Source organism: Pseudomonas simiae, from assembly GCF_900111895.1.
Lineage (GTDB): Bacteria > Pseudomonadota > Gammaproteobacteria > Pseudomonadales > Pseudomonadaceae > Aquipseudomonas > Aquipseudomonas simiae.
Genome location: NZ_FOKB01000005.1, coordinates 35,292 through 56,057 on the forward strand (window position 1 = coordinate 35,292; position 20,766 = coordinate 56,057).

Sequence of the window (20,766 nt, forward strand, 5' to 3'; positions counted from 1 at the left end):
CCCAACCGGAGATCCCACATGAAACTGTTGCACATCGATTCCAGCATCCTCGGCGACAACTCGGCGTCCCGTCAGCTCAGTGCTGGTGTGGTCAAGGCATGGCAAGCGGCTGAGCCGGGCGTGGAAGTGACCTACCGTGACGTGGCGGCCGAAGGCCTCAACCACTTTTCCGGCGCGACCCTGGGCGCCCTGGGTACCCCGGCTGACCAGCGCAATGCCGCGCAACAGCACGAAGCAGAGCTCAGCGCCAAGACCCTGGCTGAATTCCTCGCTGCCGACGCGGTGGTGATCGCCGCGCCGATGTACAACTTCACTATCCCGACTCAATTGAAAGCCTGGATCGATCGCATCGCCGTCGCCGGCCAGACGTTCCGTTACACCGAAGCGGGTCCGGAAGGCCTGTGCGGCAACAAAAAAGTCATCGTTGTGTCGACGTCGGGCGGCCTGCATGTCGGCCAAGCGACCGGTGTGGCCCATGAAGATTATCTGAAAGTGCTGCTGGGCTTCCTTGGCATCACCGACATCGAGTTCGTCCGCGCCCACGGCCTGGCGTATGGCGACGAGTTCCGCAGCAAGTCCCTGAGCGACGCCAATGTGCTGATCAACGAACAGTTGTTCGCGGCTGCGTAAAGCTTAGGTAAAACCGTGCTGTTCCCCGTTTCATTCTGAAACGGGACGTCTAAACTCTGTATTCGGGTCGCCTCAAAACGACCTGACTACGGAGTTTTTTTCGTTTACCCGCGGTCAATACGTTGGCCCAGGTTATGCACGCATGGGTTTATCATCCGGTCGAGCGCCTTGAACATGGACTTTTCAACCCGACATGCCGGTTTTTTTGCAGCAAAGGTGGACATCCTCATGATGCGTCTTTGTGCGGTTATGGTTCTTTCGTTGCTCGGTGGCCTGGTTTCAGTGCACGCCGCGCCAGCGCCGCACCCGCATTGGAGTGTGGGCTTCCATCGCATGACGTTCCTTGATCCGCTGGATTTGCAGCCGATGAAGGCCATTGCCTTTTATCCCTCCACCGGGCTTGAACACACCACGCCGCTGGGCGCCTATCACGTCGCCGCCACGGAAGACGCCAAGATTGCCATCGGCCGTTTCCCGATGCTGATGCTGTCCCATGGCAACACGGGTACGCCGCTGGCTTTGCATGACCTGGCGACGTCGCTGGCACGTAAAGGCTTTGTGGTGGTGGCGGTGTTGCACCCGGGCGACAACTACAAGGACCATAGCCGCCTGGGCACGGTGAGTAACCTGTATGGCCGGCCCATCCAGATTTCCGAAGCGATCACCGCGACCTTGGGCGACCCGATGTTGTCGCCGTTCGTCAACGTCGACCAGGTGGGCGTGATCGGTTACTCGGCCGGCGGCGAAACCGCGTTGATCCTGGCCGGCGCCAAGCCGGATTTCGACCGCCTGCGCCGCTACTGCCAGGAGCGGCCGGAAGATCGCGACGCCTGCACCACTCAAGGTGAACTGGTGGTGGACCGCGACGACCTGCAACCGCAATCCGATCCGCGCATTCATGCGTTGATGTTGATGGCACCGTTGAGTTTGATGTTCGGCCGCCACACCCTGGCCGACGTGCATGTGCCGGTGCTGCTCTACAGCGGCGACGGCGACAAGTTGGTGGCCGTGGACAAGAACGCCGCGGCGCTTGCACGCAAGCTGCCGGAACCGCCGGACTTCAAGCTGTTGGCCGGGGCAGGGCACTTCGTGTTCATGGCGCCGTGTGACAGTGATCAGTTGGCGGCCATGCCGGCGATCTGCACCGATGCCGATGGCGTCGACCGCGAGGGCATCCACCGCGACCTGATTTCCGAAGCGGGGCGTTTTTTCAGTCACACCCTCGGCCAATCCACCCGCGCCGGAATGCAGACGGCTGATCAGTAAGCGCGCCGCTTGAGCAAAAGGGTCACGCCCAGCGCAGTCACCGATAACAACGCGGCGCAGAAGAAGATCCAGCCATAGCCGAGGTTCAGTGCCACGGCGCCCATCAACGGCCCGGCAATCGCCAAGGCCAAGTCGAAAAACACTGCATAAGCACTCAGCCCCGCGCCACGGCTGCTGTTGGGCACCTGTTTGATGGCCTCCACGCCAAGCGCCGGGTACACCAGCGACAAGCCGAAACCGGTCAGCCCGGCGCCAATCAACGCCACGCCAGTCGACGGTGCCAGCCATAGCAGCGTCAGGCCGAGGGTCTCGATAGTCATGCAGGCGATTGCGGCACGAAAGCCACCAAACCGACTGATCGCAGAGATAAACACCAACCGCGACAGGATAAAACACACGCCAAACACCGTCAGGCAGTACGCCGCACCGGCCCAGCCGCGATTAAGGTAATACAGGGTGATAAAAGTGGTGAGGGTGCCGTAGCCGATCGACGCCAGGCACAGGCTGGCGCCGAATGGCGCGATACGCCCGAACACCGCCCAGAACGGCAGGCGCTCACCGCGCACCACCGGCACCGAGGGTTTATTGCGGATCAGCACCAGGCCCAGCGCGGACAGTACCGCCAGCGCAATGCCGAGGCTGTTGTAGCCGTATTCGGCCACCATCACCACACCCAGCGGTGCACCAATGGCGATGGCGCCGTAGGACGCGATGCCGTTCCAGGAGATCGAGCGCGCCGTGTGTTCGGCGCCGACGGCGCCCATGCACCAACTGATGGTGCCCACGCCGATCAGACCCTGGGCCACGCCCAGCAACAGTCGACCGACAATCAAGATGCTCAGGCTCAAGGCAGGCATGCTCTGTAGACAGGTCGCAAAGAACGTCAGCACGCCACTGACCAGAATCCCTGCCAAGCCCAAGACAATGGCACGCTTGGTGCCCACGGTATCCGACATTCTCCCGGCCATGGGGCGGCTGAGCAGGGTCGCCAGGTATTGCGAACCGATCGTCACTCCGGCCACCACGGCACTGAAGCCCAGTTGCTCATGCACATAGCCTGGAATCACCGCAATCGGCAGGCCGATGCAGATGAACGCGATGAAGGTGTAAAAGACGATGGAAACGATCTGCAGGGTGATCGACAGGGAGCTGGGGGCGGCGGCAGACATGGGCACTCGTTCGCGGGCGGGCGGTGAGTGCATCATGGCAAGGGCCCAAGGGAAAAGAAAGCAGGCTATCTATTAATGAGGGGGCGGCATACCCATGCAAAAAGCCCCGTCACACAGGATGGGGCTCTATCTTGCCGCTTGCAGCTAAAAACGAATGGCTGCTGTTAAAACACCACGCCCTGGCTACGCAGGTAATCATCATAGGTGCCGCTGAAGTCGATCACGCCGGTGGCGCTCAACTCGATGATGCGGGTGGCCAGGGACGACACGAACTCACGGTCGTGGCTGACGAAGATCAGCGTGCCCGGATAGTTCTCCAACGCCAGGTTCAGCGCTTCGATGGATTCCATGTCCAAGTGGTTGGTCGGTTCGTCCATGATCAGCACGTTTGGCTTTTGCAGGATCAGCTTGCCGAACAGCATGCGGCCTTGCTCACCACCGGAAATCACCTTCACCGACTTCTGGATCTCGTCGTTGGAGAACAGCATGCGACCCAGGGTGCCACGGATCATTTGCTCGCCTTGGGTCCACTGGCCCATCCAGTCGAACAGCGTGACGTCGTCTTCGAAGTCATGTGCATGGTCCTGGGCGTAGTAGCCCAGCTCTGCGGCGTCGGTCCATTTGATGCTGCCGGCGTCCGGGGTCAGTTCGTTGACCAGGGTGCGCAGCAGGGTGGTCTTGCCGATACCGTTCGGGCCGATGATCGCTACGCGCTCGCCCGCTTCAACCTGGAAGCTGAAGTCCTTGAACAGAGGCTTGCCGTCGAAGCCTTTGGCCATCCGCTCGACGATGACCGCCTGGCGGTGCAGCTTTTTGTTCTGCTCGAAACGGATGAACGGGCTCACACGGCTCGATGGCTTGACTTCGGCCAACTGGATCTTGTCGATCGCCTTGGCACGGGAAGTGGCCTGTTTGGCTTTCGAGGCGTTGGCCGAGAAGCGGCTGACGAAGGATTGCAACTCGGAAATCTGTGCCTTCTTCTTGGCGTTGTCCGACAGCAGTTGCTCGCGGGACTGAGTCGCCACGGTCATGTACTCGTCGTAGTTGCCCGGGAACAGGCGCAGCTCGCCGTAGTCCAGGTCAGCCATGTGGGTGCACACGCTGTTCAGGAAGTGACGGTCGTGAGAGATGATGATCATCAGGCTGGAGCGCTGGGTCAGGATGTTTTCCAGCCAGCGGATGGTGTTGATGTCCAAGTGGTTGGTCGGTTCGTCGAGCAACAGCACTTCAGGATCGGAGAACAGCGCCTGGGCCAGCAATACGCGCAGTTTCCAGCCTGGTGACACTTCGCTCATCGGGCCGAAGTGTTGTTCCAGCGGAATACCCAGGCCCAGCAGCAGTTCGCCGGCACGGGATTCGGCGGTGTAGCCGTCCATCTCGGCGAACTCGGTTTCCAGCTCGGCCACGGCCATGCCGTCTTCTTCGCTCATTTCAGGCAGCGAGTAGATACGGTCGCGCTCGGCCTTGACCTTCCACAGCTCTTCGTGGCCCATGATCACGGTGTCGAGCACGGTGAATTCTTCGTAGGCGAACTGGTCCTGGCGCAGTTTACCCAGGCGTACGTTCGGCTCCAGCATCACCTGGCCGCCGGACGGGTCGAGGTCGCCGCCGAGGATCTTCATGAAGGTCGACTTGCCGCAACCGTTGGCACCGATCAAACCATAACGGTTGCCGGCGCCGAACTTGACCGAGACATTCTCGAAGAGCGGCTTGGCGCCGAACTGCATGGTGATGTTAGCTGTGGAGATCAATTACTTTACCTATCAATGGGTTGCGAGCGTGTCGGCAGGCGCCTTCAGGCATGCGTCAACAGCGACATCAAGGCGCGAAACCCGGTCGCTGAGCAGAAAATTTTGGATGTGTGTTGGAATTTGGCGCGCATTGTCGCATATGTCAGGCGACAGTTGTATGTCTAGCGAAGGAAGGTTTCGCCAAGGTCTCCGGCATCGCCAGCCACAACAGCGCCAATGCCAGGGCCGCCACGCCGGCCAGGGTCAGGAACGCGGCGTTGTAGCCGGCCTGTTGCACCACGAAACCGGCCAGGCTGCTGCTCAGTGCCGCGCCCAGGCCGAATACGGTGGAGAGCGCGCCCAGGCTGACGTTGAAGCGCCCGGTGCCTTGGGTCAGGTCCTTGACGATGACCGGGAACAGCGCGCCGAAGATCCCCGCGCCGATGCCGTCAAGCATCTGCACGGCAACCAGCCAATAGGGATCACTGGACAGCGTATAGAGCACACCGCGCAGCGGCAGGATGATGAACCCGGCCATCAGCAAGGGTTTGCGTCCCCAGATGTCGGCCTTGAGCCCAACCAGCCAAGCCATCGGCACCATCACCAATTGCGCGGCGACGATGCACGCCGACGTCAGCGGCGTGGCCATCTGCAGGTTGATCTGTGAAAGTTTCTGGCTGACCAGCGGCAACATTGCGGCGTTGGCCAGGTGGAACAGGGCGCAGCAGATGGCGAACAGCAATAGCGGGCGGTTCGACAGCAACACGCTGATACCGGAGGGTTGTTCGTGGTCAGTGTGGTGCTCCGGGTCAAAACCTCGGGCGACGTCATGGTCGATGGCCTCAGCCGACACGCAACTGATCGCGATGACGCTGGCCACCGCCATAAAGGCCATCAGGTAGAACACCACCACTGGGCCGAACAGATACGCCAAGCCGCCGGCCAATAGCGCCGCGACGGCATTGCCGGCGTGGTTGAATGTTTCGTTGCGCCCCGTACGGCGGGTGAACGCGCGTGGCCCGGTGATGCCCAGGGAGATTGCGCTGATTGCCGGAGCGAACACGGACGCGGCGACGGCGCTGGCGGCCTGGGTCAACGCCACCAGGCTGAAGGAACTGACAAAGGGCAGCAGAAGGCAACTGCCGGTCACCACGATGGCGGCCAACGCAACCACTGCGCGCTTGCTGCGGGTGCGGTCGATCAGCGCCCCCGCCGGTCCCTGGGTGAGCAAGGCGGCGATGCCGGCCAGGGTCATGACCACGCCGATGCTGGCCGGGTCCCATTTGTGCACGGCCAGCAAGTAAATGGCCAAGTAAGGGCCGAGGCCGTCGCGCACATCCGCGAGGAAGAAATTCAGGCTGTCCAGGGACAAGGCGTTGCGCAGGTCGGAGTGTTTGGCCACGGCGAGGTCTTCGGAGATGGCGTTCAAGGGCAGAACACGCATTGCGATAATGACCCGTGGGGCCTGCGTTAAGTTTCGCCCGCTTCGCGGGGTTTTAATCCGAGAGCACTTGGCTTATTTTCGCAGCCCCGCTGTATTGAATATCTGGAGACGCAATGGACATGCCCTCGGCTCAACAGGCGATTGCCAGCAACAAGGACGCCTGGGACCAATCCGCCAGCCTGCACAAAACCAGCGACACCTGGAACGTGCTGCTCAACAGTGTCGGCGCCGCTGACTTTTCTTGCCTGGACCCCACGCTTACCGGCGTGCTGCAAGACGTTGGGGTAGTCGGTAAGGATGTGGTGCAACTGTGCTGTAACAATGGCCGGGAAAGCCTTTCGTTGTACGGCCTGGGCGCGCGTTCGGTCGTGGGCGTGGATCAATCCCAGGCGTTTGTGCAACAGGCCCGTGAACTGGCCGAAGTCTCACCGCACAACCCTGAGTTCATAGAAAGTGATATCCACCAGTTGCCGCACTCTTTGCAGGCGCGCTTCGATATCGCTCTGGTGACTATCGGCGTGCTGGGCTGGATGCCGGATGTGGAGCAGTTCATGCGTCATGTTGCCAGCACCTTGAAGCCCGGCGGCACGTTGGTGATGTATGAAACCCATCCGTTTCTGGAGGTATTTGATCCACGGGCGCCAAACCCTTTCCTGCCGGCCAGTTCCTACTTTCAGCGCGAGCCGTTTGTGCTGCAGGAGTCGATTGTCTACGAAGGGCAGGGCGAAGTGGCCGGGCCAACGTCCTATTGGTACGTGCACACCCTGGGCGACGTGGTCAGTGCCGCAATCCGCGCAGACCTGCAGATCACAAACCTCCAGGAGTATCCGCACTCCAACCGCGAAGAACTATACGACCAGTACGAGCACCAGCCTGCGCAATTGCCGATGTGTTTTACGCTGACCGCCACCAAACGTCCCGGATAACGTCATGGGGTGCCACAGGCAAAAAAAGGCCCGCGAGGGGAGGCGGGCCAAGGGATTCACTGGAGTAGGTAAGTTTCACCCTATAGGTCCGAAAGTGAAGGCTTCGTGAAAATGCCGTCGCAAACTTGTAGGGCCTGCCCCTCAGGTGCGCCGCACGAACGTGCGCATGGTCTGCCCGGGACCGGTACTGAATGTGGTCGGCCTGGGCATGCCTTCATCCGCTGCAATGAAAACAAACTCATCCCTGTCGAGCCGATAACTGGCGGGCAAGTGCTTACCTGCATCCTCGCCGATGGAATCGATCCAGGTAATGGTTTTAGGGACGGTGCTGCTGTCGAGGGAGAATCGGCCCGCCAGCAACACTTCGCCCGAGGTGGTCCTCACTTCAAAGCGGTCGTCGGTAATCGTGGTCAGTGCCCCGGGGGCGCTGTGGGCGTCGACGGGGTTGAGCACGCCATTGTCTTCCAATGACGTCTGCTCCCAGGCGCCTTGGAGGGCTTGAACATCCGGGTCTATCAGGGAGGGCATACACATTCCTTTTAGGTGCTGGGGCTGCTTTTACCACTGGATGGTTGCCTGCGCATAGCCAGGGCTGACATTTGTCGACCCTTGCGCCCAACACACTCACGCGACAGCTTTTCACAATTCTTAGTTAACTTTTGGTTACAACCTGTGGCTAAATAACTGCCAATGGCCATCAACCCGTTGTACCTCAACGGGTCGTGCCGACTGTGTGAATTGTGATTTCAGGTGCTGCTATCCAACCTCGGCCGTTGTGGGCACGCAGGAGCAGCCTGTTCTCTTCTGACGTGTGACGAAATCCCTTGAAACTCATCATTGTTGTTCTTTACGTTGCCTCGATTGCGTATGTACATCTGCGTGGCCGGGTGCGGCACAAGCTGGGTCGCCAGCTCAGTGATCATTCGACCTTCCTGGCACCGATCAACTGCTTTCTCTACCTCTTCTCCAAGCTGCCCAGCCGACCGTATCTGTCACCCAGTGATTTTCCCGACCTGAGTCCGCTCCAGGAACATTGGGAAGAAATTCGCCTGGAAGGCCAGAACCTGATGCGTGCCGGGGAGATCAAGCGCTCGGATCAGTACAACGACGTGGGTTTCAACTCGTTCTTCAAGTCGGGTTGGAAGCGTTTCTACCTGAAATGGTATGGCGACAGTCACCCTTCAGCGATGAAGCTGTGCCCGCGCACCACTGAGCTGGTGCAGAGCATCGGTTCGATCAAGGCCGCGATGTTCGCCGAGCTGCCGCCGGGCTCCAAGCTGGTGCGCCACCGTGACCCCTATGCCGGCTCGTACCGCTACCACTTGGGCCTGGACACCCCGAACGATCCTGGCTGCTACATCAATGTGGATGGCGAGAACTATTACTGGCGTGATGGCGAGCCGGTGATGTTTGACGAGACCTACATCCACTACGCCGAAAACACCACGCAGCAGAACCGCATCATCCTGTTCTGCGACATCGAGCGGCCGATGAAATACCGCTGGGCGGCTGCGTTCAACCGCTGGTTCAGCCGTAACGTGATGGCGGCTGCAGGTTCGCCCAACGATGCGGGTGACAAGACCGGCGGGCTCAATCGCGCCTTCACGCGTCTGTACAAGATCCGCCTGCGTGGCAAGGAACTGAAAAAGCGCAATCGTACGCGCTACTACCTGGAAAAATGGGCGATCTTCGCTGGATTGGCAGCTATTTTCCTGCTGATCTGAGGATCGCTTTGTGGGCGCCATTCATTCCGGTGGATGGGCGCCCAGTTTGTCCCACATCTTCTTGCTGATCTTCTGGCGATTGGCATACCCCGCCCAGGGGTCCGCTTTCAAAGCGTTCAAGCGCTGCAGCACATTGGCGACGGTCCATTGTTGCGCACCGCGTAACCCCTCCAACTCCTCGCGGCTGACCGGTACCGACACTGGCAAGCCAGGCCGTGCGCGCACGGAATACGCCGCTACGGTGCTGGCACCGCGGGCATTGCGCAGGTAATCGATAAAGATCTTGCCGACCCGGTTTTTGGGGCCCGATGTCGCGGTAAAACGTTCGGGCAACTGCTCGGTCATGAACTGGGCGATGCCCTTGGCGAACGCCTTGACGGTCTCCCAATTGTCTCGGCGCGCCAACGGCACGATCAGGTGCAGGCCCTTGCCGCCGCTGGTTTTGACGAAGGCTTGCAACCCCAGCTCATCCAAAACCGACAGGGTGAGTTGCGCGGCCTCCAGCATGGCTTTCCAGGGCAGTGCCGGGTCCGGGTCGAGATCGAGCACAAACAAGTCCGGGGTTTCGATCTTGTCCGAGGTGGCGCCCCAGGTGTGAAACTCCACGCTGCCCATTTGTACTGCGCCGATCAATGCGCCGACGTTGTCGATTTCCATCAGGCGTGCATGGCCAGGATCGAGAGACTGATGCAATTGCTTGATGTTGGGAATGGCCAGGCGCTCCGAGTGTTTCTGGAAGAATTGCTCGCCTTCGATACCCTCGGGCGCTCTCAGCAGTGAGACAGGACGATGGCGCAGGAAGGGCAGAATCCATTGGCTGATGGTGTCGTAGAATTGCGCGAGTTGCTGTTTTTGTGTGCCGCTGTGTTTATCGATCACACGGTCTGGGTGGGTGATGTTCACATCGCGACTGGTTTTTTTCACCGGCTTCCTTGAGTGGACCGTGCGTGGTTGCTCATGAACAACCTGCGCCACCGGCTTGTCGGTGCGCAGCCCGACAAACGCTGCCTGGCGGACCACGCCTTCGCGTGTCCACTCGGCAAACTGCACCTGCGCGACCAACGTCGGTTTGACCCAATGCACACCACGCGCTTGGGCGCTGGACAGTGGCTTCGCCAGGGGTGACGTCTCGCACTCCAGCGGTGTGAGCTGCGCGTAAATGGCTTTCAGCGCCGCCTGATCGAAACCCGTTCCCACACGGCCCGCGTACACCAGGCCCGTGTCGTTATTCACCGCCAGCAACAGCGCGCCGAAGCCACTGCGTGAACCCTGTGGCCGGGTGTAACCGACGATCACGAATTCCTGGGACAGCCGGCATTTGAGTTTGATCCAGTCGGCACTTCGACGGGAAACGTACGGGCTGCCCAGGCGCTTACCGATCACGCCTTCGAGGGCCAAGTCGCAGGCGCTTTCAAAGATGTCCCGGTGGTGCGCGGTAAACGCTTCGGAATAGCGCAGCAATGTGCTGCGGCTACCGGCCAGAGCCTCCTTTAGGGCGGCGCGGCGTTCCTCGACCGGCGCCTGGCGTTGGTCCTCGCCATTGAGAAAGGGCGCGTCAAACAAGTAGTAGACAATGTCCAGGCTGCGGCCGATATCTAAGGCATTTTGCAGCGCCTGAAAGTCCGGCAGGCCGTCGCCATTGAGGCTGACCACCTCACCATCCAGCCAGCTGTCCTTGAGCTTCAGTGTCTGCAAGGCCTTGACCTGACGCGGCAGACGCTCGGTCCAGTCGTGCCCGTTGCGGGTGAACAGGCGCACTTCACCCGCTTGGATACGTGCGAGCATGCGGTAACCGTCGAACTTGATTTCGTATTGCCAATCGCCCTCGGGTGCACGATCCACCAGTGTGGCCAATTGTGGGGTGAATTGCTCGGGGAGGGCGGTTTTCCTGGCCTTGGCCCGCGTCTTGGGTTTGCCCACTGAGGCATCGCTGAGCACGCTGTTCGGCTGGGCCTGGACGATATCGTAGTCGTCGGCCGAGCGCGCCTGTGGGTCCTTTTCCTTGATCAGCAGCCATTGTTCCTTGTCGCCGCTGCCCTTCAAGCGCGTGCGCACCAGCGCCCAGTCACCGGAGAGCTTCTCGCCGACCAGGGTGAATTTGAGCTTGCCGGCTGCGTAGGCCTTGCGGGGCTCATCGTGGGGCTGCCAGATGCCGCGGTCCCACACGATGACATCGCCTGCACCGTACTGACCCGCTGGAATGCTGCCTTCAAAGCCGCCATAGCTCAGGGGATGATCTTCGACGTGGACGGCCAGGCGCTTGTGGCTGGGATCCAGGCTCGGGCCTTTGGGGACGGCCCAACTGAGCAGTACGCCGTCGAGCTCCAGGCGGAAGTCATAGTGCAGGTTGCGTGCGTCATGCTTTTGAATCACAAACGACAGCGCCGAGGCTTTGCGTTTGCCTGCTGGCGCACTGCCTGCCGGTTCGGCGGTTATCCCGAAATCACGTTTGCGGTTGTATTCGCTCAAGGGCTTGGACATGACTTAGGAGGCCTTGGTGGATTTCTTCGCGGCAGGCTTCTTCGTGGGTTTGCCGGCCAGGCTACGCTTGAGCAGTTCCGTCAGGTCGATCACATCGGCGGACTTGCGTTCTTCGCTGTCTTTGCTGGTTTCCACATCCTCGATCTTGCCGGCCTTGGCCTTTTTGGCCACCAGCGCCATGATTTTTTCCTGGAAACTGTCGCGGTAGTCGTCGGGCTGCCAGTCGGCGCTCATGTCGTCCACCAGGCGCTTGGCCATGTCCAGCTCGCCCTTGGCCAGGCTCGGCTTGGTCACGTCGCTGCCCAGCTCCAGTTCGTCCAGGCTTCGCACTTCGGCAGGCCAGCGCAGCATTACCAGCACAAGTGCCGAGTCCAACGGCATCAAGGCTGCCAGGTGCTGCTTGGTGTGCAGCACGACATTGGCCAGGGCCACTTTGCGGGTTTTCCTGAGGGTTTCCCTTAGCAATGCGTAGACCTTGCCGCCACGCTTATCCGGAGCAAGGAAGTAGGGGGTGTCGATGTTCTGCAATGGGATCTGGTCGCTGGCGACAAACGCGATGATCTCGATGGTCTGGGTCGATTTGGGGTGGGCCGAGCGGATTTCCTCTTCGCTGAGCACCACGTAGCGGCCTTTCTCGAACGCAACGCCTTTGACAATGTTGTCCTTTGTCACTTCCTTACCGGTGGTCTTGTTGATGCGTTTGTAACCCACCGGATCCATGCTGCGTTTGTCCAGCCAATCAAAGTCGACGCCTTGAGAGGAGGTGGCCGAGACCAGTGAGACCGGGATGTGTACCAGGCCAAAGCTGATGGCGCCTTTCCAGATTGCCCGTGGCATAAGTGCGATTCCTTACGAAGAGGCTGTGTTCTGGTGACTCGAAAGCGGCGGGAAAAGTTTCTCCGGTCAGATGCGCGGACAGATCGTGTTACACCTGATGAGAAACTATTTAGTGTCGAAAGCCGAACCCAAGGCGTAGCGTGTTATCGAAAGCACGTACTCCTCGCCCCAGAGAGGCTTCGTCATGAACAGTTGCAGGCGTCACGTTGCAGCCCTGTTGTTGGGTCTGGCCCTTGTTCCTATGGTCCAGGCGCAAAACCTGCCCGGTAACAACAGCGGCAACAACGGCCCGATCCACCGGGCCAATCCCAATAGCATGCAGGGTACCCAACAGAATGCTCCGGCGGTCCGCGGTATCCAGACCGGGCCGACTACGCGCACGCCGACCCTGGAAAACGGCGGTATCGGCAATAGCTATCCCAAACGCAATGCCGCGCCCAGCCGCCCAGCCACCGAAACCAAAGCCCCCACTTATGATGCCAACGGCAATCGCCGGTAAGGATTCCGCCTTATGTTTCTACGCAAAAGCCTGCTAGCCGCCCTTTGCGCCACCACGCTGCTGCCGTTGACGGCAGCTTACGCCGCCGACGCCCAGCAGTTCCCCAGTGAACAGGGCAGCATCAGCGCCACGCCGATCGCCAAAGGCCTGGACCACCCATGGGCGGTGGCCTTTCTGCCGGACAAGCAAGGCTTCCTGGTGACTGAACGCCCTGGCCACCTGCGCTTTGTCAGCCCCGACGGCAAGCTGTCCGCGCCACTGAAGGGAGTGCCTGAAGTCTGGGCCAAAGGGCAGGGCGGTTTGCTGGATGTGGTCTTGTCGCCGGACTTCAAGGAGGACCGCACGGTCTACCTGTCCTACGCCGAAGGTGGCGGCAAGGACGGTACCGCCGGCACCGCGGTGGGCCGAGGGCGCCTGGCGGCTGACCTCAGTGGCTTGACCGACTTCAAGGTGATCCTGCGCCAGGAGCCCAAGCTGTCGACCGGCAACCACTTCGGCTCGCGCCTGGCCTTCGACCGCGATGGCTACCTGTTCGTGACCCTGGGGGAAAACAACGATCGTCCGACCGCCCAGGACTTGGACAAGCTGCAGGGCAAGGTCGTACGCATCTACCCGGATGGCCGCGTTCCGGATGACAACCCCTTCGTCGGTCAGCAAGGCGTACGCCCGGAGATCTGGTCCTACGGCCAGCGCAACCCCCAGGGACTGGCGCTTAACCCGTGGAGCGGCACGATCTGGGAAAACGAACATGGGCCGCGTGGGGGGGATGAGATCAACATCATCGAGCGGGGCAAGAATTATGGTTGGCCGTTGGCAACCCACGGCATCAATTACTCGCTGACACCGATTCCCGAAGCCAAAGGCAAAACGGTGGAGGGCACAGTACCGCCGCATCACGTGTGGGAAAAATCACCGGGTATCAGCGGCATGGCGTTTTACGATGCGGATCGCTTCAAGCCCTGGCAGCACAACGTGTTTATTGGTGCGTTGGCCACCCAGGAGTTGATCCGCTTGCAGTTTGATGGCGATAAGGTGATCCATGAGGAACGCTTGCTCGGTGGGCTGAAGGCGCGCATCCGCGATGTACGACAGGGGCCGGATGGCTTTCTGTATGTACTGACGGATGAGGAGGATGGCGTGCTGTATCGGGTGGGGTTGAACCAGGACTAAGCGTTGGGGCCGGCAAACCGGCCCCAACTGTTTTACAGCCCTAGCTCGGACAACCCCGGATGATCATCCGGGCGCCGGCCCAGCGGCCAGTGAAACTTGCGCTCGCTTTCTTTGATCGGCAGGTCGTTGATGCAGGCAAAACGATTGGCCATCAGGCCATTCTCGTCGAATTCCCAGTTCTCGTTGCCGTAGGAGCGGAACCAGTTGCCCGAATCGTCGTGCCATTCATAGGCATAGCGCACCGCGATGCGGTTATCGGTAAACGCCCACAACTCCTTGATCAGCCGGTAGTCCAGTTCCTTTGCCCACTTGCGAGTAAGAAAACCTTTGGCTTCTTCGCGGTTATGCGCGAATTCGGCGCGGTTGCGCCACTGGGTGTCCAGCGTGTACGCCAGGGACACCCGCTGCGGGTCGCGGGAGTTCCAGCCGTCTTCGGCCAGGCGTACTTTTTCGATGGCCGACGCGCGGGTGAACGGCGGCAGTGGCGGACGTGTTTCTGCAGTCGATGACATTGGACGGTTCCTCAATGAATAGGGTTTATCGGAAGTTGCGTCTACCAGCGGGTTCAAAGTCCCAATAACGTTCGCGCCATGCATTGCGCATTATCGGCAGCTGTTGAATCGCCCATCACTAGGGCAACGGTAATGGCGCCATCGATCAGGATCAGCAGTTGCGCGGCCTGCCGCTCGGGGTCGGGGGTGCCATGTGCTTGACACAGTTCAAGTGCGTACTCGAACAGTTTCTGTTTATGGGCCTTGGCCAGCAGGCGCACCGGGTCGTGTGGGTCACCGGTTTCGCCACTGGTGTTGATGAAGGCACAGCCACGGAAGTCGGCGGTGCCGAACCAATCCTTGAGCACGCTGAACAGCGCCAGCAGGCGTTCTCCCGTGCCTTCACGGCGTTCGACTTCATCGCGCAGCCACTGCATCCAGCGTTCATCGCGACGTTGCAGGGCGGCAATCACCAAGTCGTCTTTATTGGCGAAGTAGCGGTAAATACTTTTTCTCGAGACACCGGCGGTCTTCACCAGAAAGTCCATGCCCGTGGCGGCGATGCCATGGCGATAGATCAACTTCTCAGTAACGTCGAGAATAATGTCGCGGGTTTCATTGCGGTTAATTTCGTTCATGTGGCTAACAGTAGAACGATCGTTCTTCATAGTCAATTAACATTTTTCCATGCGCCGCAGCGAGACCTGAGCACCCCCATGGTGTAAGCTCGGGGCCTCTTCGGATTCGACCCATTGCGAGCCTTATGCCGTCGTTCTTCAAACGCTCCCTGCTGCCCAAACTGCGCGGTTTCCCCCTCAGTCCCGACGCCCTTGAGGTGCTGTCCAGCGCGGACGCTTATCGTCGCTGCCTGCTGGAGAAGATTGCCCAGGCCACCCGGCGCATCTATATCGTCGCGCTGTACTTGCAGCAGGACGAAGCGGGGCAGGAGATCTACGACGCCCTGCACGCCGCCAAGGCTGCGCGGCCGGAACTCGACATCGTGGTGGTGGTTGACTGGTTGCGTGCCCAGCGCGGCTTGATCGGTGCCGGCAAGCAGCCCGGCAACAGCGCCTGGTACCAGGCCATGACCCAGCGCCACAGCAGCGAAGTGCCGGTGTACGGCGTGCCGGTGCAAACCCGCGAGTTGTTCGGCGTGCTGCACCTCAAGGGCTTCGTGATCGATGACTCGGTGCTGTACAGCGGCGCCAGCCTGAACAATGTGTACTTGCACAAATTCGACAAGTACCGTTTCGACCGCTACCACCTGATCCACAACAAAGCGCTCGCCGATTCCATGCAGCACCTGGTGGAGCACGGCCTAGTGGCATCCAAGGCGGTCAATCGCCTGGACCTGCCCAATCCGCCCACCACCCGTAGCCTGCGCAACGACATCGGCGATTTGCGCAGCCGCCTGAAACACGCGACTTACGACACCACGGCGGGGCAGTTGCCCAATGGTCAACTGTCGGTCAGCCCCTTGCTCGGGGTCGGCAAGAACAACCCCCTGAACCGGGTGATCCTCGAACTGATTGCCAGCGCCCAACATCAGCTGACCATCTGTACCCCGTACTTCAACCTGCCGCTGCCGGTCACCCGCGAAATCAACCGCGCCCTGGCACGTGGGGTGAAGATCGACATCGTTGTCGGCGACAAGACCGCCAACGATTTCTACATCCCGCCCAGCGAGCCGTTCAAGGTCATTGCTGCGCTGCCCTACCTCTACGAAATCAGCTTGCGCCGCTTTGCCAAGCGCCATCAGCCGATGATCGACAGCGGCCAGTTGAACCTGCACCTGTGGCGCGACGGTGACAACACGTACCACCTCAAAGGCATGTGGATCGACCAGCGCTACACCTTGCTCACCGGTAACAACCTCAACCCGCGCGCGTTCCGCCTCGACCTGGAAAACGCGTTGTTGATCGATGATCCCAAGCATGAGTGGCTGGTGCCGCGACGCACCGAACTGGCGCAGATTTTCCAGCACACCACGCGTATCGAGCGTTATCAGGACCTGCAAACACTGCCGGACTACCCAGAGGCCGTTGGCAAGTTCCTGCGCCGGGTCAGCCGCGTTCGTATCGAACGATTGCTGTACCGCATCCTGTAAACCTGCAGGCAAAAAAAAGACCCAGCCCCTTCAACCGGGGACTGGGTCTTTTTTTGTCTGTCGCTTAGTTCAAGCCCAGCTTGCCACGCAAGGTGGACAGGTCTTCTGCCAGGGTGTTGACCGGGCCCACCAGGGCCTTGCGGTCGTTTTCCTTGACCTTGTCGTAGGTCTCGAAACCACCGTCCTTGGTTTTGTACTTGGCCAGGATCTTGTCCACGGTGGCGAAGTTCTTGTCGACCTTGGCCAGGAAGGCTTTGTCTTGTTTCTCGATCTGGCCACGGAACAGGTCGACGATTTTCTTCGCGCCGTCGATGTTGCCCTGGAAGTCATACAGGTCGGTATGGCTGTAGCGGTCTTCTTCACCGGAGATCTTGGTGGCGGCGACTTCTTCAAGCAGGGCTGCGGCACCACCTACGACTTTTTCCGGTGGGAAAGTCAGGCCATCGACGCGCGTCTTGAGGTCGTTGACGTCGGTGTTGAGCTTGGCAGTCAGCTCTTCCAGGCCTTGGGTAGTGTTCTGCGAGAACAGTACATACTCGATGCGGTGGAAGCCGGTGAAGTCATCGGCGGTCACGCCCTTTTCATGATCGTCGACGCGGGAGTCGATGGATGCGTCGAGGTCGCTGAACAGCTCGGCGATCGGCTCGATGGACTCATAGTGCACGCGGGTCGGCGCGTAGAGTTTCTTGGCGGTGGCCAGGTCGCCCTTGTTGATGGCGTCGGTAAAGGCTTGGGTCTGGGTGACCAGCTCGCCGATTTCTTCGGTGACGTAGATTTTGTAGTCCGACACCGGCCCGACCAGGTCCAGCGGCGCGGTAGCGGCGAAGGCTGCCAACGGCGAAAGGGTCAGCAATAACGACAACGCGATAGACGACTTTTTCATGGGACGGTTTCCGCTCTGGGGTGTGTTTTAGGTCTGGGCAGTGGTGTGGGGGTGCGTTGCAGCCAGCAGCGTGCGCCCGATGAAATCCTTCGGTCCCGTGACCCCCGGCAAGGTGAAGAAGTACCCGCCGCCGACCGGCTTGAGGTATTCCTCCAGGGGTTCGCCGTTGAGCCGGGTTTGCACGCTGATAAAGCCTTTCTCCAGGTCAGCCTGGTAGCAGATGAACAACAGACCCATGTCCAGCTGACCGTTTTTGTTGACGCCGTTGGAGTAGTTGAACGGCCGACGCAGGATCAGGTTGGCCTGAGTCTGCGGGGTGCGCGGGTTGGCCAGGCGGATGTGGGCATCGAGCTTGGTCACCTTGCCTTCCGGGTCCTTGCTGTAGTCGGGCACCTGAGTTTCTTTGTCGCCGTCCATGGGCGCGCCGGTCGGCTTGATGCGGCCGATGATGCTTTCCTGTTCTTGCAGTGGGGTACGGTCCCAGCGCTCGACGAAATTGCGGATGATGCGCACGGCCTGATAGCTGCCGTTGGCCGCCCAGGCCGGTTCATCGCTGCCCGGTTGCACCCACACAATCTGATCCATGGCCTTGGTGTCGTTGGAGTTCGGGTTGGCCGAACCGTCACGGAAGCCGAGGAAGTTGCGTGCGCTCTGCGCGGGTTCGCCAGGTTTACTCGGTGCCTGGGGCGGCACGCTGCCTTCCTGTTTCCAGCGCACCAGCAGCAGGTCGGGCAGGTTCTTCACGATGTCGCGCAGGGCGTGGATATTGGTGTCCGGCGTGTTGGAGCTGAACTGCAGGCTCAGGTCACCGTGGCACTGCGCCGGTTCCAGGGCGTCGTTGGGGAAGCCAACCATGCGGCTCAGGCGTTTGGGCTTGACCGCGCCAAGGCCGAAGCGCTCATCGAACAGCGATTCGCCGACGGACACGGTAATGGTCAGATTGTCTGGCGTGACCACCGGGCCGAGGATGCCGGAGTCGGTAGGTGGCAGTTTCGGGTCGACTTGCGGCACGGTGCCGCCGGTCATCAGGAAGGCAATGCGTGCGTTCAAGGTGCGGAACAGGCGCTCCAGGTCCTCGCGGTCGCTGGCCAGTACATCGAATGCCACAAGCATGCCGCAGGCTGGGCGCGGGGTGACGATACCGCTCTGGTGGATGCCGAAGAAGTCGTGGTGATCCTGGGTCTTGTCGCTGCGCGGCGCGGTGGTGACTTGTTCCGCGGCGGCGGCCATGGCCGGGCAGGTCAGGGCGCTGCCGGCAATGGCGGCGCCGGTGGCGGCCATGCCCAGCAAGACACGGCGGCGTTGGTGGTCAAATTGTCCTGAATCACTCATGTGTGCGGTCGTCTTCACTTCAGGCCGGAAAGGCCAAGGGCGGGGTCGATTCCATCGAGTGCAGCGGCCAGAGCCTTGGCCTTGTCGGCGATCTGCTGGCGCTGATCGGCGGTGACGCTGTCGTAGTGGCGGTACTGGCCGTCTACTTTCAATTCGTTGAGTTGGCTGTCGAAGGCCGTAAGGGCGCTGTCCACGTTAGGCAGCAGGTCGGCGGCGGACTTGGTCAGCAAGGGGCGCATCAGGTCGACGACTTTGTGCGCAGCTTCCAGGTTGGCGGCGAAACCATTGAGGTCGACATGGCTGTAGCGTTCCTCTTCACCACTGACGGCACGTACATCGGCCAGGCTGTTGAGGTTGCGCACCACAATGCTGACCAGTTGCTCCGGCGGCAGTGACTGGGCGAGCAGTTGTTGCTTGAGGGTGGTGACGTCGGTCAGCAGACGCTGGGCAATCGGCGCCAAGCCGTCGAGACTGCGTTGCTGGAACAGGCTGTATTCGAGCCGGTGGAAACCGCTGAAGGCCGGGTCTTGCTCGCGCTTTTCAAAATAGTCGGCGCGGGCGTTGATCGCGTTGTCCAGCTCCGCCAGGCGTTGCGACGCCGGGGCCAGCCGTTGGTAAGCCTCGCGCGCCGGAACGTAGAGCGCTTGAGCCTGGGCCAGGTCGCCAGCGTCGATGGCTTGTTGCAACGCGGTTACGGCCTTGATCAATGCACTGCCCTGGCCGCTCAGGTACACACGGAACTCCGACAGCGGCCCAATAAACGCCACCATCGACGGCTTGGCCTTGGCTTGCGCGTCGGATTCCGCGGTCGGCGTCACGTGCAAGGTACCGCGGGGATTGCTCAGCAAGCCGCAGGTGATCGCGTAGTCGCCCGGCAGCAGGTTGGCGTTGATCACCTGGCTCAGGCCTGGGGCGATGTTTTCCCGTTCTTCGACCACCAGCACACCGTCGAGGATTTCCCATTCCACTGCACGGTCGGAGCGGTTGATGATGCGAAAGCTGGCGCGGCCAGCGGGCACGCTCAGTTCATTGGGCTCGCAGGCGTGGCCATGGAGGGTCACCGCGATTTCATTGTGGTTGGTCTGGCGCTTGCTGGCCGCCAGTTGCGAAGCGTAATAGAACAGGCCACCGGCAGCGATCATCACGACCACCGACCCCGCCACGGCCCAGCGCAGGGCGCGGGGTGGCGAGGAGGGCTGAGGAGTAGGGTTGGACAAGAGGCGGTCCTTACTGGCTGGAAACGGAAGAAGGTGTGGCCGGTGCGGTGGGCAGGAAGAACATCACCAAGGCCACCACCAGATAAATCAGGTAGGCGCCGAGGGTGCTGATGGTCGGCGCTTCCTGATAGCCGAACATCCCGGCCAGTACTGAGCCCAGCGGGCTGTCCATGGGCAACGCGGCACTGAAGTCGAACAGCACGGTCTGCAGGTGATTCCACACGCCTGCTTCATGCAGGGCCTGCACCGAATTGGCGAGGATGCCGGCAGCCACCACCAGGATAAACAGGCCGGTCCAGCGGAAAAACGCCCCCAGATTCAGGCGCATGCTGCCGGTATAGATCAGGAAACCGACGATGATCGCGAGGATCAGGCCGAGCAGGGCGCCTATGGGTGCGGCTGGTCCTTCGCTCTGTTGGAACACGGCCAGCAGGAAGAACACGGTTTCCAGGCCTTCGCGGGCCACGGCGAAAAACACCATGAGGATCAGCGCGGTGACCTGGTGTTTGGAACCGGCCAGGGCGTGGTCGAGGGATTCGTGCAAGGAATGCTTGATGGACCGCGCCACTTTGCGCATCCAGAACACCATGGAGCTAAGGATGCCCACGGCGACCAGGCCAACCACGCCTTCAAACAATTCTTGCTGTTTTTGCGGGAACTCGGCGCTGACCAGTTCCAGGCCCCCTCCGACCAGCAGGGCCAGTGCAGCAGCGAGAAACACGCCGATCCACACGGCGGGCATCCACTGGCCACGGCCGGTCTGTTGCAGGTAGCTGGCGATGATGCCAACGATCAATGCGGCTTCAATGCCTTCGCGCAGCATGATGAGGAAAGGAACGAGCATTCGGCACCGCGTCACA

At 60.7% G+C, this 20,766-nt stretch carries 19 protein-coding genes; 7 read left to right on the top strand and 12 right to left on the bottom strand.

Annotated features, from left to right (window positions below):
- Positions 1 to 18: 18 nt before the first annotated feature.
- Together BMZ57_RS17030 and BMZ57_RS17035 are read left to right on the top strand one after the other, a co-directional pair.
- Positions 19 to 630 carry an FMN-dependent NADH-azoreductase gene (locus BMZ57_RS17030; protein WP_047543736.1) on the top strand — a complete coding sequence of 204 codons (612 nt, stop codon included), beginning with the start codon at positions 19 to 21 and terminating at the stop codon, positions 628 to 630.
- A 228-nt stretch (positions 631 to 858) separates the two neighbouring features.
- Positions 859 to 1,896 carry an alpha/beta hydrolase family protein gene (locus BMZ57_RS17035; protein WP_045792201.1) on the top strand — a complete coding sequence of 346 codons (1,038 nt, stop codon included), beginning with the start codon at positions 859 to 861 and terminating at the stop codon, positions 1,894 to 1,896.
- Here the strand turns inward: BMZ57_RS17035 and BMZ57_RS17040 are convergent.
- From BMZ57_RS17040 to BMZ57_RS17050, 3 genes are all read right to left on the bottom strand, one after another.
- A complete protein-coding gene (locus BMZ57_RS17040; protein WP_010210626.1) occupies positions 1,890 to 3,065 on the bottom strand; it encodes an MFS transporter in 1,176 nt (391 codons plus the stop codon). The genes BMZ57_RS17035 and BMZ57_RS17040 overlap by 7 nt on opposite strands.
- A gap of 164 nt (positions 3,066 to 3,229) precedes the next feature.
- Positions 3,230 to 4,816, bottom strand: a complete 1,587-nt coding sequence (locus BMZ57_RS17045) for an ABC-F family ATPase (RefSeq protein WP_010210624.1) — start codon at positions 4,814 to 4,816, stop codon at positions 3,230 to 3,232.
- A 142-nt stretch (positions 4,817 to 4,958) separates the two neighbouring features.
- Complete coding sequence (locus BMZ57_RS17050) at positions 4,959 to 6,197, bottom strand: MFS transporter (protein ID WP_029529153.1); 1,239 nt, start codon at positions 6,195 to 6,197, stop codon at positions 4,959 to 4,961.
- Positions 6,198 to 6,352: 155 nt separating this feature from the next.
- Between BMZ57_RS17050 and BMZ57_RS17055 the strand changes: the two genes are divergently transcribed.
- Positions 6,353 to 7,165 (top strand): class I SAM-dependent methyltransferase, encoded by an 813-nt coding sequence (locus tag BMZ57_RS17055; protein ID WP_042571186.1) that lies wholly within the window; start codon positions 6,353 to 6,355, stop codon positions 7,163 to 7,165.
- 141 nt (positions 7,166 to 7,306) lie between these two features.
- On the opposite strand, the gene BMZ57_RS17060 is transcribed toward BMZ57_RS17055, so the two are convergent.
- Complete coding sequence (locus BMZ57_RS17060) at positions 7,307 to 7,693, bottom strand: TIGR03067 domain-containing protein (protein ID WP_010210620.1); 387 nt, start codon at positions 7,691 to 7,693, stop codon at positions 7,307 to 7,309.
- A 296-nt stretch (positions 7,694 to 7,989) separates the two neighbouring features.
- On the opposite strand from BMZ57_RS17060, the gene lpxO reads away from it, so the two are divergent.
- Positions 7,990 to 8,889: a lipid A hydroxylase LpxO gene (gene lpxO / locus BMZ57_RS17065; RefSeq protein ID WP_010210619.1), complete on the top strand. Its 900-nt coding sequence runs from the start codon at positions 7,990 to 7,992 to the stop codon at positions 8,887 to 8,889.
- A 21-nt stretch (positions 8,890 to 8,910) separates the two neighbouring features.
- Here the strand turns inward: lpxO and ligD are convergent, their stop codons facing one another.
- Both ligD and ku read right to left on the bottom strand, forming a co-directional pair.
- Entirely contained in the window at positions 8,911 to 11,370 is a 2,460-nt protein-coding gene (gene ligD, locus BMZ57_RS17070) for a DNA ligase D (RefSeq protein ID WP_069673093.1), read from the bottom strand.
- A gap of 3 nt (positions 11,371 to 11,373) precedes the next feature.
- Entirely contained in the window at positions 11,374 to 12,207 is an 834-nt protein-coding gene (gene ku / locus BMZ57_RS17075; RefSeq protein ID WP_010210615.1) for a non-homologous end joining protein Ku, read from the bottom strand.
- Between the two features lie 184 nt (positions 12,208 to 12,391).
- Between ku and BMZ57_RS17080 the strand changes: the two genes are divergently transcribed.
- Entirely contained in the window at positions 12,392 to 12,706 is a 315-nt protein-coding gene (locus BMZ57_RS17080; protein WP_031290812.1) for a hypothetical protein, read from the top strand.
- Positions 12,707 to 12,718: 12 nt separating this feature from the next.
- Positions 12,719 to 13,876, top strand: coding sequence for a PQQ-dependent sugar dehydrogenase (locus BMZ57_RS17085; protein WP_010210611.1), 1,158 nt, complete (start codon positions 12,719 to 12,721; stop codon positions 13,874 to 13,876).
- 32 nt (positions 13,877 to 13,908) lie between these two features.
- Here BMZ57_RS17085 and BMZ57_RS17090 read toward each other — a convergent pair whose 3' ends face one another.
- Together BMZ57_RS17090 and BMZ57_RS17095 are read right to left on the bottom strand one after the other, a co-directional pair.
- Positions 13,909 to 14,388, bottom strand: coding sequence for a nuclear transport factor 2 family protein (locus tag BMZ57_RS17090; protein ID WP_021491986.1), 480 nt, complete (start codon positions 14,386 to 14,388; stop codon positions 13,909 to 13,911).
- Between the two features lie 53 nt (positions 14,389 to 14,441).
- Positions 14,442 to 15,005: a TetR/AcrR family transcriptional regulator gene (locus tag BMZ57_RS17095; protein ID WP_069673092.1), complete on the bottom strand. Its 564-nt coding sequence runs from the start codon at positions 15,003 to 15,005 to the stop codon at positions 14,442 to 14,444.
- Positions 15,006 to 15,130: 125 nt separating this feature from the next.
- On the opposite strand from BMZ57_RS17095, the gene pssA reads away from it, so the two are divergent.
- Positions 15,131 to 16,474, top strand: coding sequence for a CDP-diacylglycerol--serine O-phosphatidyltransferase (pssA, locus tag BMZ57_RS17100; protein ID WP_021491988.1), 1,344 nt, complete (start codon positions 15,131 to 15,133; stop codon positions 16,472 to 16,474).
- Between the two features lie 64 nt (positions 16,475 to 16,538).
- Here pssA and efeO (BMZ57_RS17105) read toward each other — a convergent pair whose 3' ends face one another.
- Genes efeO (BMZ57_RS17105) through efeU form a run of 4 tightly spaced genes read right to left on the bottom strand, consistent with a single transcriptional unit; the run spans position 16,539 to position 20,750 of the window.
- Positions 16,539 to 17,357 (bottom strand): iron uptake system protein EfeO, encoded by an 819-nt coding sequence (efeO, locus tag BMZ57_RS17105; protein ID WP_010210607.1) that lies wholly within the window; start codon positions 17,355 to 17,357, stop codon positions 16,539 to 16,541.
- Positions 17,358 to 17,384: 27 nt separating this feature from the next.
- The gene (gene efeB, locus BMZ57_RS17110) at positions 17,385 to 18,689 is read right to left on the bottom strand and encodes an iron uptake transporter deferrochelatase/peroxidase subunit (protein WP_010210606.1); all 1,305 of its coding nucleotides are present in this window, start codon (positions 18,687 to 18,689) and stop codon (positions 17,385 to 17,387) included.
- Positions 18,690 to 18,703: 14 nt separating this feature from the next.
- A complete protein-coding gene (efeO, locus tag BMZ57_RS17115) occupies positions 18,704 to 19,906 on the bottom strand; it encodes an iron uptake system protein EfeO (RefSeq protein ID WP_044287144.1) in 1,203 nt (400 codons plus the stop codon).
- 10 nt (positions 19,907 to 19,916) lie between these two features.
- Complete coding sequence (gene efeU, locus BMZ57_RS17120; protein WP_010210603.1) at positions 19,917 to 20,750, bottom strand: iron uptake transporter permease EfeU; 834 nt, start codon at positions 20,748 to 20,750, stop codon at positions 19,917 to 19,919.
- Between the last annotated feature and the right edge of the window lie 16 nt (positions 20,751 to 20,766).

Excerpts from the sequence above, each read along its gene's own strand:
- BMZ57_RS17060 (WP_010210620.1), bottom strand. The coding sequence starts at position 7,693 with ATGCCCTCCCTGATAGACCCGGATGTTCAAGCCCTCCAAGGCGCCTGG.
- efeO (WP_010210607.1), bottom strand. The coding sequence starts at position 17,357 with ATGAAAAAGTCGTCTATCGCGTTGTCGTTATTGCTGACCCTTTCGCCG.
- BMZ57_RS17095 (WP_069673092.1), bottom strand. The coding sequence starts at position 15,005 with ATGAACGAAATTAACCGCAATGAAACCCGCGACATTATTCTCGACGTT.
- pssA (WP_021491988.1), top strand. The coding sequence starts at position 15,131 with ATGCCGTCGTTCTTCAAACGCTCCCTGCTGCCCAAACTGCGCGGTTTC.
- BMZ57_RS17080 (WP_031290812.1), top strand. The coding sequence starts at position 12,392 with ATGAACAGTTGCAGGCGTCACGTTGCAGCCCTGTTGTTGGGTCTGGCC.
- efeB (WP_010210606.1), bottom strand. The coding sequence starts at position 18,689 with ATGAGTGATTCAGGACAATTTGACCACCAACGCCGCCGTGTCTTGCTG.
- BMZ57_RS17090 (WP_021491986.1), bottom strand. The coding sequence starts at position 14,388 with ATGTCATCGACTGCAGAAACACGTCCGCCACTGCCGCCGTTCACCCGC.
- efeU (WP_010210603.1), bottom strand. The coding sequence starts at position 20,750 with ATGCTCGTTCCTTTCCTCATCATGCTGCGCGAAGGCATTGAAGCCGCA.
- ligD (WP_069673093.1), bottom strand. The coding sequence starts at position 11,370 with ATGTCCAAGCCCTTGAGCGAATACAACCGCAAACGTGATTTCGGGATA.
- BMZ57_RS17030 (WP_047543736.1), top strand. The coding sequence starts at position 19 with ATGAAACTGTTGCACATCGATTCCAGCATCCTCGGCGACAACTCGGCG.
- BMZ57_RS17035 (WP_045792201.1), top strand. The coding sequence starts at position 859 with ATGATGCGTCTTTGTGCGGTTATGGTTCTTTCGTTGCTCGGTGGCCTG.
- BMZ57_RS17085 (WP_010210611.1), top strand. The coding sequence starts at position 12,719 with ATGTTTCTACGCAAAAGCCTGCTAGCCGCCCTTTGCGCCACCACGCTG.
- BMZ57_RS17055 (WP_042571186.1), top strand. The coding sequence starts at position 6,353 with ATGGACATGCCCTCGGCTCAACAGGCGATTGCCAGCAACAAGGACGCC.
- BMZ57_RS17040 (WP_010210626.1), bottom strand. The coding sequence starts at position 3,065 with ATGTCTGCCGCCGCCCCCAGCTCCCTGTCGATCACCCTGCAGATCGTT.
- ku (WP_010210615.1), bottom strand. The coding sequence starts at position 12,207 with ATGCCACGGGCAATCTGGAAAGGCGCCATCAGCTTTGGCCTGGTACAC.